This window comes from Photobacterium sp. 1_MG-2023, from assembly GCF_030547945.1.
GTDB lineage: Bacteria > Pseudomonadota > Gammaproteobacteria > Enterobacterales > Vibrionaceae > Photobacterium.
Map to the genome: position 1 here is coordinate 308,176 of NZ_JAUORR010000001.1, position 14,737 is coordinate 322,912.

9 protein-coding genes are annotated in these 14,737 nt (G+C 54.5%); all 9 read left to right on the forward strand.

Features of this window, described 5'->3' with window-relative positions; genetic code table 11:
- Positions 1-131 precede the first annotated feature (131 nt).
- Positions 132-3,566: a response regulator gene (locus Q4579_RS01320; RefSeq protein ID WP_303561023.1), complete on the forward strand. Its 3,435-nt coding sequence runs from the start codon at positions 132-134 to the stop codon at positions 3,564-3,566.
- Between the two features lie 758 nt (positions 3,567-4,324).
- Entirely contained in the window at positions 4,325-5,998 is a 1,674-nt protein-coding gene (locus Q4579_RS01325; protein WP_303561025.1) for an ABC transporter substrate-binding protein, read from the forward strand.
- Between the two features lie 140 nt (positions 5,999-6,138).
- Complete coding sequence (locus Q4579_RS01330; protein WP_303561027.1) at positions 6,139-7,128, forward strand: ABC transporter permease; 990 nt, start codon at positions 6,139-6,141, stop codon at positions 7,126-7,128.
- Positions 7,129-7,130: 2 nt separating this feature from the next.
- Complete coding sequence (locus tag Q4579_RS01335; protein ID WP_303561029.1) at positions 7,131-8,162, forward strand: ABC transporter permease; 1,032 nt, start codon at positions 7,131-7,133, stop codon at positions 8,160-8,162.
- Positions 8,159-9,124, forward strand: a complete 966-nt coding sequence (locus tag Q4579_RS01340) for an ABC transporter ATP-binding protein (protein ID WP_303561031.1) — start codon at positions 8,159-8,161, stop codon at positions 9,122-9,124. Before Q4579_RS01335 ends, Q4579_RS01340 begins: the two co-directional genes overlap by 4 nt.
- Positions 9,125-9,142: 18 nt before the next feature.
- Complete coding sequence (locus Q4579_RS01345) at positions 9,143-10,138, forward strand: ABC transporter ATP-binding protein (RefSeq protein ID WP_303561032.1); 996 nt, start codon at positions 9,143-9,145, stop codon at positions 10,136-10,138.
- 38 nt (positions 10,139-10,176) lie between these two features.
- Positions 10,177-11,913: a glycoside hydrolase family 9 protein gene (locus Q4579_RS01350; protein ID WP_303561033.1), complete on the forward strand. Its 1,737-nt coding sequence runs from the start codon at positions 10,177-10,179 to the stop codon at positions 11,911-11,913.
- Positions 11,906-12,793 carry a BadF/BadG/BcrA/BcrD ATPase family protein gene (locus Q4579_RS01355; protein ID WP_303561034.1) on the forward strand — a complete coding sequence of 296 codons (888 nt, stop codon included), beginning with the start codon at positions 11,906-11,908 and terminating at the stop codon, positions 12,791-12,793. Before Q4579_RS01350 ends, Q4579_RS01355 begins: the two co-directional genes overlap by 8 nt.
- Before the next feature lie 9 nt (positions 12,794-12,802).
- Positions 12,803-14,722, forward strand: a complete 1,920-nt coding sequence (locus tag Q4579_RS01360; protein WP_303561036.1) for a beta-N-acetylhexosaminidase — start codon at positions 12,803-12,805, stop codon at positions 14,720-14,722.
- The last annotated feature ends 15 nt before the right edge of the window (positions 14,723-14,737 follow it).

Genomic DNA, 14,737 nt, shown 5'->3' on the forward strand with positions numbered 1-14,737 from the left:
ATAACCGGGGATTCTGATGCAATTTCCTGCGACTGCGCACACATGGCCGTCGTACAGGTGACGTGAGGATCGTCAAAACAGATTGCATCTCAGACCGTCTTGTCATCTTCAGGTTATTAGGTCCGTCAGACATGCAGAAAACCACACGTTTTAAACGTCTTCAGCATACCCTTATGTTGGCTTTTCTCATGCTCAGTCTGATCCCTCTGACGGTATCATCCCTGTTTTTCCTCCACTCCCACACCCGGGACCTTGCAGAGCAGAGTACCAACCATCTGGCTTCGCTTCGGGATAACAAAAGTCAGCAACTCAGCGCATTTTTTGCCTCAAAAGAGTCTGAAATACAAAGCTTTGTCAGTTCTGAGCTGGCCAATGCCAGTGGCGGGCGTTTCTACGGACTGGTCGGCGCCTTCCGCCAGCTGGGGGATATTAACCGACTCAGTAAAGGGGCGAGCCGGGGCGATTATTACAGCCAGATACTGACGACCAAACCCTTAACAAGTACTGTTGATAATACCTCGTCAGACTATATCGTTCAGGAACGCTACCGGCTGATCTACAAGCGCTATCACTGGGCCTATGAAGAGTATCTGAAACGTTCCGATTTTCTGGATATCCTGCTGGTCGATCTGGACGGCAATGTTGTTTATACCTCGCAGAATCAAAATCTGTTTGCAGCGAATCTGAGTGAGTCTAAAGCGCAGTTTCCGGCGCTGAACGAAACCTTTGTGAGTATCCAGAGCCTGACGTATCAATATCGGGTCCGGCAATCACAACATGCACGCCAGCAAACCGGTGAACGTGAATCCGAGCCGTTACCCGTCGCCTTTACCGACTTTGCTGCAGAGCATACCGACGATGGCGAAACAGCCTGGTTTGCAGCACCCGTCATCCAGCACGGTTACCTGCACAGTTACGCTTTTTTCCAGCTGAACAACCAAGCCATTGCCTCAGTGATGATCAACAGCCGGGAAGGCAGTCAATCAGTCCGGACTCTGTTGGTTGGCCCGGATCACAGCCTGCGCTTGCCGAAGGAAAATGATCTTCCCATGCAGTTATCCAGTGAGAGTATTGATGCGGCACTGGCCGGACAGGCGGGTGTGGGCAGCCTGCGCAATTATCAGGATATTCAGGTGCTTAGTGCTTATGCTCCCATTAATGTCCTCGGCCATCAGTGGGCACTGGCCGTTGAGCTGCCAGAGCAGGAAGCGTTCTCCAGAATACATCAATTGGAGGAATTTTTTCTCCTCGCCATTCTGGCTGCCGTCATCGGCGTGACCCTGACAGCGCACTGGCTGTCGAACTATATTACTGCGCCGCTGCTGCGACTGACCTGGGCTGCGGAGCAGGTTTCAGCAGGCGATCTGGATCAGAAAATCACCTCGACCGATCGCCGGGATGAAATTGGCCGTCTGGCGATCAGCTTTGCCCGGATGCAGCGTTCGATCCGGGAAAAAATCACCCTGATCCGTGAACAGAATAAAGAGCTGGAGCAAAATCTGGCGGTGATCCAGCAGCAAAATGACGAACTGCAAACCGCTGATAAGCTCAAAGATGAATTTCTGGCGACCACCTCCCATGAATTACGGACACCGCTGCATGGCATGGTGGGCATCGCTGAAGCCCTGATGGCAGGGGCCAATGGCCCAGTCCAGTCCGGACAAGCCCGTCAGCTGGAGATGATGATCAGCAGCGGCCAGCGCCTGACCCGGCTGGTCGATGACCTGCTCGATTACCATAAAATGCGGTACGGCGATCTGGATATTCAGCCCCATGCGGTCGATCTGGCGGCTGCCAACCGCCTCGTTCTGGAGCTGTCTTCCCATTTACTGGATAACAAGCCGGTCCGGATCATCAACCAGATTCAGCCGGATCTGCCGCTGGTTCTGGCGGATGAACAGCGGCTGGAACAAATTCTCTATAATCTGGTTGGCAATGCCATCAAGTACACCACAGAGGGCAAAATCATCCTGTCTGCCACCATTCTGGAAAATCAGGTCCGGATTCAGGTCGTGGATACCGGACAAGGCATTCCGCCAGAGCAGCTTGAGCATATTTTTGAACCGCTGGTGCAGGCCAATCTCGGATCGCCGAACTACCGCCAGGGTGCGGGGCTGGGACTGTCGATCACACGCCAGCTGATTGAGCTGATGGGCGGCAGTTTGTATGTCAGTAGCCAGCCGATGATCGGCACGACATTTAGCTTTACGTTACCTCTCGCCACAGCAGACGAAATTGCCCGCAGCAAACAATGTACTGTTCAAACCCATTTTCAGGCACCGCGCCAGGAGCCCCATGTCATTGAAGGTGGGGATTTACCTGAACAGGCCGATGGTGAACTGCTGCTGGTGGTCGATGATGAGCCGGTCAATCTTCAGGTGGTGACCAGCTTCCTGCGGATGTCCGGATTCAGGGTCATTACTGCAGAAAACGGCCCTCAGGCCCTGCAACTGCTGGACACCCATCAGCCGGATCTGATCCTGCTGGATGTCATGATGCCCGGCATGAGCGGCTATGAAGTCTGTCAGCAACTGCGCACCCGGTTTACTCTGATTGAACTGCCGGTCATCATGCTGTCAGCATTGGGTCAGGTGCAGGACCGGGTGAAAGGCTTTGAGTATGGTGCCAACGACTATCTGAGCAAGCCGTTCCACAAAGATGAACTGACCGCCCGGATCCGGGCACATTTACAGGCCGCTCAGGCGGAGCGACAACGGCAGGAAAATGTCACACTGCAACAGGAAATTCAGCACCGGGAAGCCGTACAGGCCGCTTTACTCGACACACAAACCCGCCTGCTGGGTCTGCTTGAAACCACCAGCGAAGCCATTTTGTGCGTCCGCAATGACGGACGGATCCGCTACGCCAACCATGCTGCCGGACAGCTGTTTCTGCGTTCCCCGGAACAACTGGAGCGCTTGTCAATTCAGGACATCCTGTTGACTCAGCTCCCCGAGCATATTGAGCAGAACCGGCATTACAGTGGCGAACTGACCTACAGAATTCAGGATGAGAATCTGACACTGGCAACGGATCTGATTCAGTTACCGGAGGCTTCCGGGCTCAGCCAGATGTTCCTCTTTGACAGTCAGGGACCGAGCTCCGAAGAGCGCATCGCCCTGTTGGAAAATGCCGTGGATGTCTTGTCCGGTTTTGCGGCAGATGGCGACAAGCACAGCCTGCAACAACTTCGGGCACTGGGGGATGAATTCAGTCAACTGGCCGATCGGTTGGACCACAGTCAGCCGGATAAAGCCGATCAGCTTCGTGAGTTGCTGGTCGAGGTGATGAAAGCCAGCCTGCATGTCTGGGAATCGCAAACCGGGAAAACCAAGTTTGATCTGGCCGAAGAAAGCGGTTTATGGCGTGTTTATCTGGACCGCAGTACGCTGCAAACCCGAACGCTGGACAAATACCTGCATGTCGAGACGTTACCGAAAACGCCCCGCTGGCGCACCGTGATCAGTACACTGGATTTTGTGCTGGCCCGTTGCCCGAAAGCCAGCCCTGAGCGCGAGCAAATGACTGAGATGCGAAACCGGATTCAACGGATGGTACAAGGCTGAATGAGCGACGCAGTCCCTTAATCTCTCTTACGACCAGCTCAAGCTCAAGGGACGGCAAGCGCTGAGTTTCTGAGCCTCATGCCCGCGTACATCCGGTAAATAGACGATCTGCCTTCCACGCTACCCCAAACCGAAACCCCACCGCTATCCCTGTATTTTAAGCCCGCACCCTGGTCTGAAATCTGTCGGGAAACTTAATTCTTCCGATAAAAAATAAGCCGCCTTGTCGCGCGTTTCAGCAGTAAAAATCGCACCGCACAGCGGCCAAAAATACGCCATTTTCCCTCTGGCACCCCCTTCTGTAGTGATAAATTTCATGATATGAGAAGCCAATCACAACAAAATATTCACAAAAAATTTCCGTTTGAAAATAAGCATTCAGATAACATCCTTCTGAAAACAATGAAAAAGAATCGACACCTAAACCATTCATAAAACTGACATAAAATCATAGTAAGCGCTCACATGAGATTCAATCTCAGCCCCATTCCGACGTGAAACATCCTGCATGAGCAGGTAAACTCACTCGCGATTTTTACGGTTTTGACAGCACGCATCGTCGTTTTGACGTTTTTAACGAGCGATGGAATTGACGAATATCGTCTGAAATCGTTTCCTTAAGGCACTGAGTGTCCACAGGCCATCTGAATTGCGGTCGCTTTACTCAGCCGCGACAGAGTGGATAAGCAGCTCCGCCATTGAAGGCAGGAGACCTAAGTGAAACGGAAACCCTACAAAGCAAAGAGTAAGGAACAGCTATGCTTGCCAACATAAAGAAAACAAAGGTAACTCTGACCGCTCTGGCTGTTGCAGCCGCGGCAATGACTGCACCCGCCATGAGTGCAGAGCGCAGTGAACTGACCATTGTGCCGGATTTCTATCCGACTCTGGTCCGTAACTTCAACCCTTATCTGCAAACCAACCTTCGTACCACCACCGACTTCATTTACGAGCAATTGGCTGTTTTCAACCAAATGCACGGCAATGATCCCGTGATGCGTCTGGCAAAAGACTTTTACATGTCTGATGATCTGATGCAGGTCACTTATGTGATTCGTGACGGTGTGAAATGGTCTGACGGCACCCCGTTCACTGCCAAAGACGTGGCATTCACCTATGACATGCTGCGCAAGCATCCGGCATTGGACCAGCGCGGTATCATCAAGTGGGTGAAAAATGTCAAAATTGACGGCGACAAAATTACCTTCGACCTGACAGAAGCGAACTCCAATGTGCCTTATGAGATGTCGTTCGTCAGCATCGTGCCTGAGCACATCTGGAGCAAGGTGAAAGAGCCTGAAACCTTCGCCAATGAAAACCCTGTCGGTACAGGTCCGTTCACTGAAATCGACACCTTCACCCCGCAGCTGTACATCCAGTGCCGTAACCCGCATTACTGGGATAACGCGAACCTCGATATCGATTGTATCCGCATGCCACAGATCGCAAACAACGACCAGTTGCTGAGCAAAGTGATCGCCTCTGAACTGGACTGGACGTCTTCGTTCATTCCGGATATCGACAGCACCTATGCGGCGGCCAACCCGAATCACAAATACTGGTATCCGGCAGCAGGCACCCAGGCGTTCATGCTGAACTTCAAGTCGCCGAAAGCAGGCAACAACGAAGCGATCAACAACATTGAGTTCCGTCGTGCGTTCTCCATGGCGATTGACCGTCAAACCATTATTGACATTGCCTTCTATGGCAACGGCACACCCAACCACTATGCTTCCGGTCTGGGTGACGCATTCAAGCCTTGGTCTGACAATGCGGTTTATAACCAGTACAAGCAATACAACACCTACAACGTTGATGGTGCCAAAGCACTGCTGAAAAAAGCGGGCTTTAAAGACCTCGACGGTGACGGTTTTGTGGAATCACCCAGCGGTAAGAAAATTGAACTGGATGTGCAGTCGCCAAATGGCTGGACTGATTTCAACAACACGGTTCAGTTGGCTGTTGAGCAGCTCCAGGATGTCGGTATCAAAGCCAACGCACGGACACCTGACTTCGCAGTTTACAATGAAGCGATGCTGAAAGGTTCGTACGATGTTGCCTATACCAACTACTTCCACGGTGCAGATCCGCACCTGTACTGGAACAGTGGCTTCAACTCCCGTTTACAAGGCGAAGGAAACCCACGTTTCTCGATGCATTTCTTCAAGAATGCTGAACTGGACCAACTGCTGGACGGCTTCTATAAAACAGCCGACAAGAAAGAGCAGATGGTGATGGCTCACAAAATTCAGAAGATCATTGCAGAGAACCAGATTACCGTTCCAGTGCTGTCTGGTGCAGACATGTTCCAGTACAACTCAACCCGATTCACGGGCTGGTGGAACGAGAAGCACCCGAACGGCCGTCCAATGGTCTGGGCTGGTGTACCAGAGCGTCTGCTGCAAGTGCTTGACCTGAAACCTAAATCATAATTACAACTTTATTTGCGGTGCACGCCCTGTGCACCGCCTCTTCCCCCGTACAATGACACGTATGGCGCACAGCGTCAGGGGGTTTTACGTTTTGAGTTCAGCCCAGGGTCGGAAGTCACTGGTTGGGAAAGGTGAGAGTTATGGGATTTTTTCTTCGTCGTTTATCGTTCTATCTGGTTGCTCTGCTCTTTGCAGCCACATTGAACTTTGCTATTCCCCGGGCCATGCCCGGCGATCCGGTGACTATGATGTTCGCCAATGCCTCAGTCCAGGTCACCGCAGAACGGATTGAAGCCATGAAAAAACTGCTGGGCTTCGACGAAGCGCAGACATGGTACGAACAGTATTTCACCTACATCAAAAGTATTCTGAATTGGGATCTGGGGATCTCGATCAAATTCTACCCGCAGACCGTAAACGATATTCTCGGTGGCGCGGTTGGCTGGTCCCTGTTTCTGGCGGGATCGGCAGTGATTATGGCATTCTGCATCGGCTCCGTGCTGGGTATCTTCGCCGCCTGGAAACGCGGGAGCAAATATGATGCCTTCGTGTCACCGGGCATGCTCGTCATCCAGGCCGTGCCCCCGGTGGTTGTCGCCATGCTGGTGCTCTTTACCTTTGGCATGGGCCTGAAATGGTTCCCGACCAGCTACGCCTACACACCAGGCACTTTACCGGACTGGACCAGTCTGGCGTTTTATCAGGATGTGCTTTACCACGCTGCACTGCCGCTGCTGTGTGCCACAGCGATTCAGATCGGGGGCTTCCTGATCAGCATGCGGAACAACATGATCAACCTGCTCAATGAAGACTACATCACCATGGCCAAAGGCAAAGGTCTGAACGAAAACCGGGTGGTCTTCAACTACGCAGCCCGGAATGCCATGCTGCCCAGCGTCACCGCGCTGTCGATGGCGCTGGGGATGGCAATTGGCGGACAGTTAATCGTTGAAATCATCTTTAACTATCCGGGCTTGGGTACCGTGATGCTCAATGCCATTCATGCCCGGGATTATCAGGTACTGCAGGGTCAGTTACTCATCATGACGATGTTTATGCTGTTCTTTAACTTCATGGCCGATCTGCTGATTGTGGCACTGGATCCACGCCTGCGTAAGGGAGGCAAATAATCATGAAAGGGTTTATCAAACTACTCTCAAACAATAACAAAGCGCTGGCCGGGCTGATCATTATCAGTGCCTTTCTCCTCGCGGCAATTTTTGCCCCCTTGATTACGCAGCATGAACCGGATCGCCGGACCGGCAATCCGCATGAATATCCATCGTTCATCGTCAAATCGGCTCAGAGCAATCCGGATGGCTGGGTGGCACAGAATCTGGCAGACAACAAACGCACACTGCGGATGTCGAAAAAAGCCGAACACGTGATGGGCACTTCCCGCATGGGCCGCGATATCTGGTCGCAGCTGGTCTATGGCGCGCGGACGTCGCTGGCGGTTGGCTTCGGTGCTGGCCTGATGGTGTGTTTTCTGGCCACTGTGATTGGTGTTTCTGCCGGCTACTTCGGCGGTCGCGTTGATGATGTGCTGACGGCGGCCATGAACATCATGCTGGTGATGCCGCAGCTCCCGCTCCTGTTCGTCATTGCAGCCTTTATCGGTCAGGCCGGCCCGCTGACGATTGCCGTGGTCATCGCCATGACCTCCTGGGCTTGGGGCGCACGGGTTGTGCGGGCACAGACCCTGTCTCTGCGTGAGAAAGAATTCGTCAAGGCCGCTGAAGTGCTCGGCGAATCTTCATGGCGCATCATTTTCGTGGAAATCCTGCCGAACCTGATTTCCATCATCGGTGCCAGCTTCATCGGCTCCGTCATGCTGGCCATCATGACCGAAGCCACCCTGTCCTTCCTGGGACTGGGCGACCCGAACTCCATCAGCTGGGGCATCATGCTCTATAACGTACAGACCTCATCTTCGATGCTGGTGGGTGCCTGGTGGGAACTGCTGGCCCCATGTATCGCGCTGACGCTGATTGCCATCGGTCTGGCCATGCTGAACTTTGCGGTCGATGAAATTGCCAACCCGCAACTGCGCTCGCACAAAGGCCTGCGTCGCTGGAAAAACCTGGCAAAGAAAAACCAACAGGCACAAACTGCCACAGAAGTAACCGCCCAGCCTGCCCTGCAGGGAGGAGAGAAGTCATGACAACACCTCAAATCTCGATTCGTAACCTGTGCGTCGACTACATTACCGACGCCGGGGATGTCCGCGCCGTGAACAATGTCAGCTTTGACATCGGGAAAGGCGAAGTCTTCGGGCTGGCGGGTGAATCCGGTTGTGGCAAATCCACGGTCGCCTTTTCCCTGATGCGTCTGCACAAGCCGCCTGCATTTATTACAGGCGGGGAAGTTCTGTTCGACGGTCATGGCGATATTCTGAAATTTGATGATCAGAAGCTCAACAGCTTTCGCTGGAGCGAGGTATCCATGGTCTTTCAGAGCGCGATGAACGCGCTCAACCCGGTTCTGACCATGGAAGAGCAGTTCTGTGACGTGATTATGCGCCACACGCAGCTCACCCGTGAGCAAGCCGTTCGCCGGGCACAGGGACTGCTGGAAATCGTCGATATCCATCCGGACCGGTTACAGGATTATCCGCACCAGTTTTCCGGCGGCATGCGTCAGCGACTGGTGATTGCCATTGCGCTGGCGCTGAACCCGAAACTCATCATCATGGACGAGCCGACAACTGCACTGGACGTCGTGGTTCAGCGCGAGATCCTGCAAAAGATCTATGCGCTGAAAGAAGAGTTTGGGTTTGCCATTCTGTTCATCACCCATGACCTGTCGCTGATGGTCGAATTCTCCGACCGCATCGGCATCATGTATTCCGGCGAACTGGTGGAAGTCGCACCCTCCAAGCAAATTCTGGAAACCCCGTACCACCCTTATACCGAAGGACTGGGGAGTTCCTTCCCGCCGCTGACCGGGCCGAAAACCCGTCTGGCCGGGATTCCGGGCAACCCGCTGAACTTGCTGGAAATCCCGCAGGGATGCCGTTTTCAGGCCCGCTGCAGTCAAGCGCACGATGCCTGCTTCTCGCAAAGCACCCAGCTTCGCCAACTGGAACCTGGCCGTTTGAGCAACTGCCACCTGTATAACAAGTAAAAGAAGAATGGAGGCAAGATGAGCAATCCAGTGGGAACACCGATTATCGAAGGGAAAAACCTGGTCAAAGACTTTGCGGTCAACAGTAACTCGCTGAAAAAATCTATGATGCGGGCACTGAACCAGGTCTCGTTCAAAATGTATAAAAGTCGCGGTCTGGCCGTGGTGGGGGAATCCGGTTCCGGAAAATCCACCACCGCGAAAATGATCGCCAAGATGTACGAGCCGACGGCCGGTTCTATCGAATACTACGGCCGGGATATTCAGGACATCACCAAAACAGCAGACCTGATGACCTACCGTCAGGGCGTGCAGATGGTCTGGCAGGATCCGTTCGGCTCTCTGAACCCGACACACACGATTTTTCACCATATCGCCCGGCCGCTGCTGATTCACAACAAAGTCAGCAAAGCCAACAAAAAAGAGCTGGAAGAGCGTGTCTACGATCTGCTGGAGCAGGTTGGCCTGATCCCGCCCAAAGCAACGGCGGAGAAATATCCGCATCAGTTGTCCGGCGGTCAGCGTCAGCGGGTCAATCTGGCCCGGAACATTGCGGTTGGTGCTGAAGTCGTCCTGGCCGATGAGCCGACCTCGATGCTGGATGTCTCCATCCGGGCCGGGGTACTCAACCTGATGGAAGAAATGAAGTTCGAGCGGGAAATGGCGCTGCTGTATATCACCCACGATATCGCCACAGCCCGTTATATCGCCGAAGATCTGGCCGTGATGTATGTCGGCCACATGGTGGAATGGGGCGATACCGAAGCGATCATTCACAACCCGCAGCACCCGTATACCCAGTTGCTGATTTCAGCGGTGCCGGATCCCAGCAAATCGATTCACGATCCGCTGGCGGGCAATAAAGGGGACATTCCGCTGTGGACTCCGGAAAGCCTGGGCTGTCCGTTTGCCGGACGCTGCACGCATGCGACAGAGCAATGCCGCCAGCGTCTGCCGGAAGTCACCCAACTGGCAGAGAACCATTTTGTTCGCTGCTATCTGTACGAAAACTGATTTCAGACTCAAACACCGACTCACCAAAAAGGAAAGCTATGCAGCTGCTCATCAATCAACTCGGGTACGAACGGACAGGCAGTAAAATTGCAATGATTCAGCATCAGTCGCCCCTGCCTCTGACGCAGGCAACGCTGATCCGCAGTGTGGATCAGCAACCGGTGATGCAACTGACGCTTTCCCCAAGTCTGCACACGGATCAGTGGCACACCGGTGCTGCTGCACGGATTGATTTCAGCGACTGGCAGGAGTCCGGCCGTTACCGGATCCGGTGTGGCGCGCTGGAATCACCGGACTTCGAGATTCGAGAAGGCTTACTCATGCAGCGCACCTTCAGCGATGTGCTGCACTACTTTAAATCCCAGCGCTGCGGCGGCAAGTTTGAGCAGTTTGATCATGCCGTCCCGCTGTTTGGCAGCCAGACCCGTGTGGATGTACACGGCGGCTGGTACGACGCTTCCGGTGACGTGAGCAAATATTTCAGTCACCTGTCTTATGCCAATTATCTGAATCCGCAGCAGACGCCCATGGTTGTCTGGAACATGCTGACAGCCCTGACGTCGCTGCACGATGACCCCGCTTTTGCGGACTTTTCCCGCGTCCGCCTGATTGAAGAGGCACTTTTTGGCGCGGATTTTTTACTGCGGATGCTTTCTCCGCAGGGATATTTTTATGTCACAGTGTTCGATAAGTGGAGTAAATCCACCGGGCAACGGGAGATTTGTAGCTATTCAACACAGGAGGGGATTAAATCCGAGCGCTATCAGGCAGGTTTCCGTCAGGGCGGCGGCATCGCGATTGCCGCACTGGCGGCGGCTTTCCGGCTGATCAACAGCCCGGTTGTTTCGCAGCTGGATCTGGGCGTGCAGCCAAACACCGACGCGTATCTGGCGGCGGCTCAAACCGCCTACTGGCACCTGAAAACACACAATGAGCAATACCTGGACGATGGCCAGGAAAACATCATCGACGAATATTGCGCTTTACTGGCTGCGGTGGAATTACACAAAGCCACGCAGGAAACGCGCTATCTGGACGAAGCGCGCCACTGGGCTGATCGGCTGGCCAGCCGTCAGCAAAGCGATACGCAGCAAACCCATTTCTGGAGCGCCACGCCGGATGGCAGTCGCCCTTACTATCACGCTGCCGAAGCCGGTTTACCCGTCATCAGCCTGCTGCAGTACCAGCAGGTGGAGTCCGAACCCGAGCGGTTGGCTACCATTCACCGGGTCATTGAAAATGCACTGCGCTTTGAACTGAAGATCACACAGGAAGTCGCCAATCCCTTCGGCTATCCCCGGCAGTATGTGAAAGCCGTGGATGGTGAAAAACAGGGCAGCTTTTTTATCCCGCACTGCAATGAAAGCGGATACTGGTGGCAAGGTGAAAATGCACGGCTCGGCTCTCTGGCCGCTATGGCTTATCTGGCAGCGCCGACTGTGCAGGATCCACAGCTCAAACAGCAGCTGCATCATTATGGGGATCAGTTACTGAACTGGATTCTTGGCCTCAACCCATTCGATCTGTGCATGCTGGACGGGGAAGGCAAAAATAACCCGGACTATCTGCCGCATCTGGGATTCTTCAACGCCAAAGGCGGGATTTGCAACGGGATCACCTCGGGCTTTGACAATGAGTCCGATATCGCATTTAACCCGGCTCCTCAGGCGAACGATATGTTGCAGAACTGGCGCTGGGGAGAGCAATGGATCCCCCATGCCGCCTGGTATTTGCTGGCCATCGCATTGCAGTTTAAGGAGTACCAACATGACTGAGACTTGCCGTTACTGGGTTGGCATTGATGGCGGCGGCACCGCCTGCCGCGCCCGGATATGCGATCGTTCCGGAACGATTCTGGCCGAAGCCAAAACCGGCAGTGCCAACATTCTGCTGGGGGCTGAAGTGGCCATGGCATCCATTCAGGACGCCATCGCGACAGCCGCCGCGCAGGCAGGGCTGAGCGAGGCAGATTACGGGCAATTTGCTGTGGGTCTGGCACTCGCGGGCGCAGAACACCGTCAGGCCTGGTATGACTTCATGGCGCTGCCACATCCTTATGGCCGGGTCGTGCTCAATACCGATGGTTATGGTGCCTGTCTGGGCGCCTGGCAAGGTCGGGACGGTGCCATCTTCATTGCAGGCACGGGTTCTGTCGGGATCTTGAGACAAGGCAAAGCCATCACCGTGGTCGGTGGCCGCGAGTTTCCAATCTCCGATCAGGGCAGCGGCGCGGTGATGGGGCTGCGCCTGATCCAGCAGGTGTTACTGAGCGTTGATGGAATCGTGCCGAAAACGGCACTGGCACGTCATGTTCTGGCCCATTTCGACGATGATCTCGACGCGATTGTCGCCTGGTCGAAAACCGCCCGTCCCCGGGATTATGGTCAGTTTTCACCGGAGATTTTCCGGCTGGCCGAAGAGAACGACAGCCTGGCTGTGGCCATGTTGCAGCAAACCGCGGCCGACATCGAAATGTGGCTGAATGCCTTACTTGCACAGGGTGCAGACCGGGTCTGCCTGATGGGCGGCATTGGTGAACGGATTGCCCCCTGGCTGACACCAGCGATTCAGCGCCGGCTGGCGACTCCGCAGGGAGATGCCATGGATGGTGCCATTCTGATTGCTCAGGGCGATCACAACCTGTATCCATTATAAGGGGCTATCATGAGCTACCGCCTAGATTTCACTGTACTCCATCAAACTGAGACCGAAACCCGGCTGTCACTGACGCTGCATAACCTGAGTGATCAATCGCTGGAAGCCTGGTCACTGGCCTTTATCCTGAGCCGCTGGATTGAGCCGGCCACGGTCAGTCACGGCCACCTGAAACAGAACGGCAGTTACTGCACGCTGGCAGCTCATCCTCAGTCTGCATTACAGGCCAACGGACACTTTTACACCGAGTTCGCCATCAAAACACCGCCGCTGACGCTGCACAGTGACGGGATTGCTGAAGCTTGCCTCTATACGGCGACGTCTGAAAAGCCGCTTCCTGTGGTCGTGACACCGTTGAACCTCAAACAACCGGCGCAAGAACGGAATCATCTCGATTTACCGCCGGCCAAAGCCATCAACCTGATCCCGGCGCCTGCGGCACTGCAGGAACGTCAGGGTGAATTCCGGTGGTCCCGCTATACAGCCTTGGCCTCTGTCCCGGACGCAGCAACCGGCAGCGTGCGCTGGCTGCAGCAAACCCTGGCGTCATGGCTGGATACGCCGCTGACGGTTGAGCCTCAGGGCCAGATCCACTATCAATTGAAACCAGAGCTGGCCGAAGGCGCTTATCATCTGCTGATTGAAGCCGAAGCCATCTGGCTGGAAGCCAGCTCTGCAGCCGGATTCAGTCATGCCACGGCCAGCCTGCTGCAATTGCTTCCCACTCAGCCGGTTCATCAGGTTGAACACCAGATCACCCTGCCGATGGTCGATATTCAGGATCAACCGCAGTATGGTCACCGGGGAATGATGCTGGACTGCGCCCGCCATTTTCATCCGGTCACCCGGATCAAGCGTCTGCTGGATCAACTGGCACGCTTGAAATTCAATACGTTCCACTGGCATCTGACCGATGATGAAGGCTGGCGCATTGAAATTGATGCCTACCCTGCCCTGACTCAAATTGGCGCATGGCGCGGGCCAGAAGAAGCGCTGATCCCGCAATTTTCAACGATTGACCGACGTCACGGTGGCTTCTACAGCAAACAGGATATTCGCGATATCGTGGCTTACGCAGCAGATCGCAGCATTCAGGTCATCCCTGAAATTGATATTCCGGGCCACTGCCGCGCAGCCATCAAGTCGCTGCCGGAACTGCTGGTCGACCCTGAAGATCATTCAAGCTACCGCAGTATCCAGAATTATTCGGACAACGTCCTGTCGCCAGCCCTTGAAGGCACCTACACCTTCCTGACAACCGTGCTGGACGAAGTCTGCGATTTGTTCCCGGCGCCCTTCCTGCATGTGGGGGCGGATGAAGTCCCGCATGGGGTATGGACGGACAGCCCGGCCTGCCGAAAAATGATGGACGAGCACGGCTATACCGATCCGATGGAGCTTCAGGGCCACCTGCTGCGGTTTGTCGAAAACTACCTGTCCCAGAAAGGAAAACGCATGCTGGGCTGGCAGGAAGTTGTGAAAGGCGACAAAGTCAGCAAAAACACCATTGTTCTGCCCTGGATGAATGAGCAGGCAGGCCTGGACTGTGCCGGCAATGGCTATGAAGTCATCATGCAGCCTGCGCAATTCACCTATCTGGATCTGGCGCAGAGTGCGTGCGCAGAAGAACCGGGCGCCAACTGGGCCGGATTCCTGCCGCTGGAAACCGTGTACAGCTACCGGCCTCTGGCAGCGCTGGAGCCATCTGATCCGAAGCTCAAACAGATTCTGGGGATTCAGTGTGGCCTCTGGTGTGAGCACGTATTCAGCCAGTCTCGCTTTGAATACCTGCTGTTCCCGAGATTAATGGCCATCAGTGAAGTGTGCTGGTGTTCGCCGGAGCAGCGGCACTGGGACGATTTTCTGGCGCGCCTCCATGGCCAGCTCGCATATCTGGACCGGATGGGGATCAATTACCGTCCGTGTTAACGCGGCGGTCAGCAA

Excerpts from the sequence above, each read along its gene's own strand:
- Q4579_RS01320 (WP_303561023.1), top strand. The coding sequence starts at position 132 with ATGCAGAAAACCACACGTTTTAAACGTCTTCAGCATACCCTTATGTTG.
- Q4579_RS01325 (WP_303561025.1), top strand. The coding sequence starts at position 4,325 with ATGCTTGCCAACATAAAGAAAACAAAGGTAACTCTGACCGCTCTGGCT.
- Q4579_RS01330 (WP_303561027.1), top strand. The coding sequence starts at position 6,139 with ATGGGATTTTTTCTTCGTCGTTTATCGTTCTATCTGGTTGCTCTGCTC.
- Q4579_RS01335 (WP_303561029.1), top strand. The coding sequence starts at position 7,131 with ATGAAAGGGTTTATCAAACTACTCTCAAACAATAACAAAGCGCTGGCC.
- Q4579_RS01340 (WP_303561031.1), top strand. The coding sequence starts at position 8,159 with ATGACAACACCTCAAATCTCGATTCGTAACCTGTGCGTCGACTACATT.
- Q4579_RS01345 (WP_303561032.1), top strand. The coding sequence starts at position 9,143 with ATGAGCAATCCAGTGGGAACACCGATTATCGAAGGGAAAAACCTGGTC.
- Q4579_RS01350 (WP_303561033.1), top strand. The coding sequence starts at position 10,177 with ATGCAGCTGCTCATCAATCAACTCGGGTACGAACGGACAGGCAGTAAA.
- Q4579_RS01355 (WP_303561034.1), top strand. The coding sequence starts at position 11,906 with ATGACTGAGACTTGCCGTTACTGGGTTGGCATTGATGGCGGCGGCACC.
- Q4579_RS01360 (WP_303561036.1), top strand. The coding sequence starts at position 12,803 with ATGAGCTACCGCCTAGATTTCACTGTACTCCATCAAACTGAGACCGAA.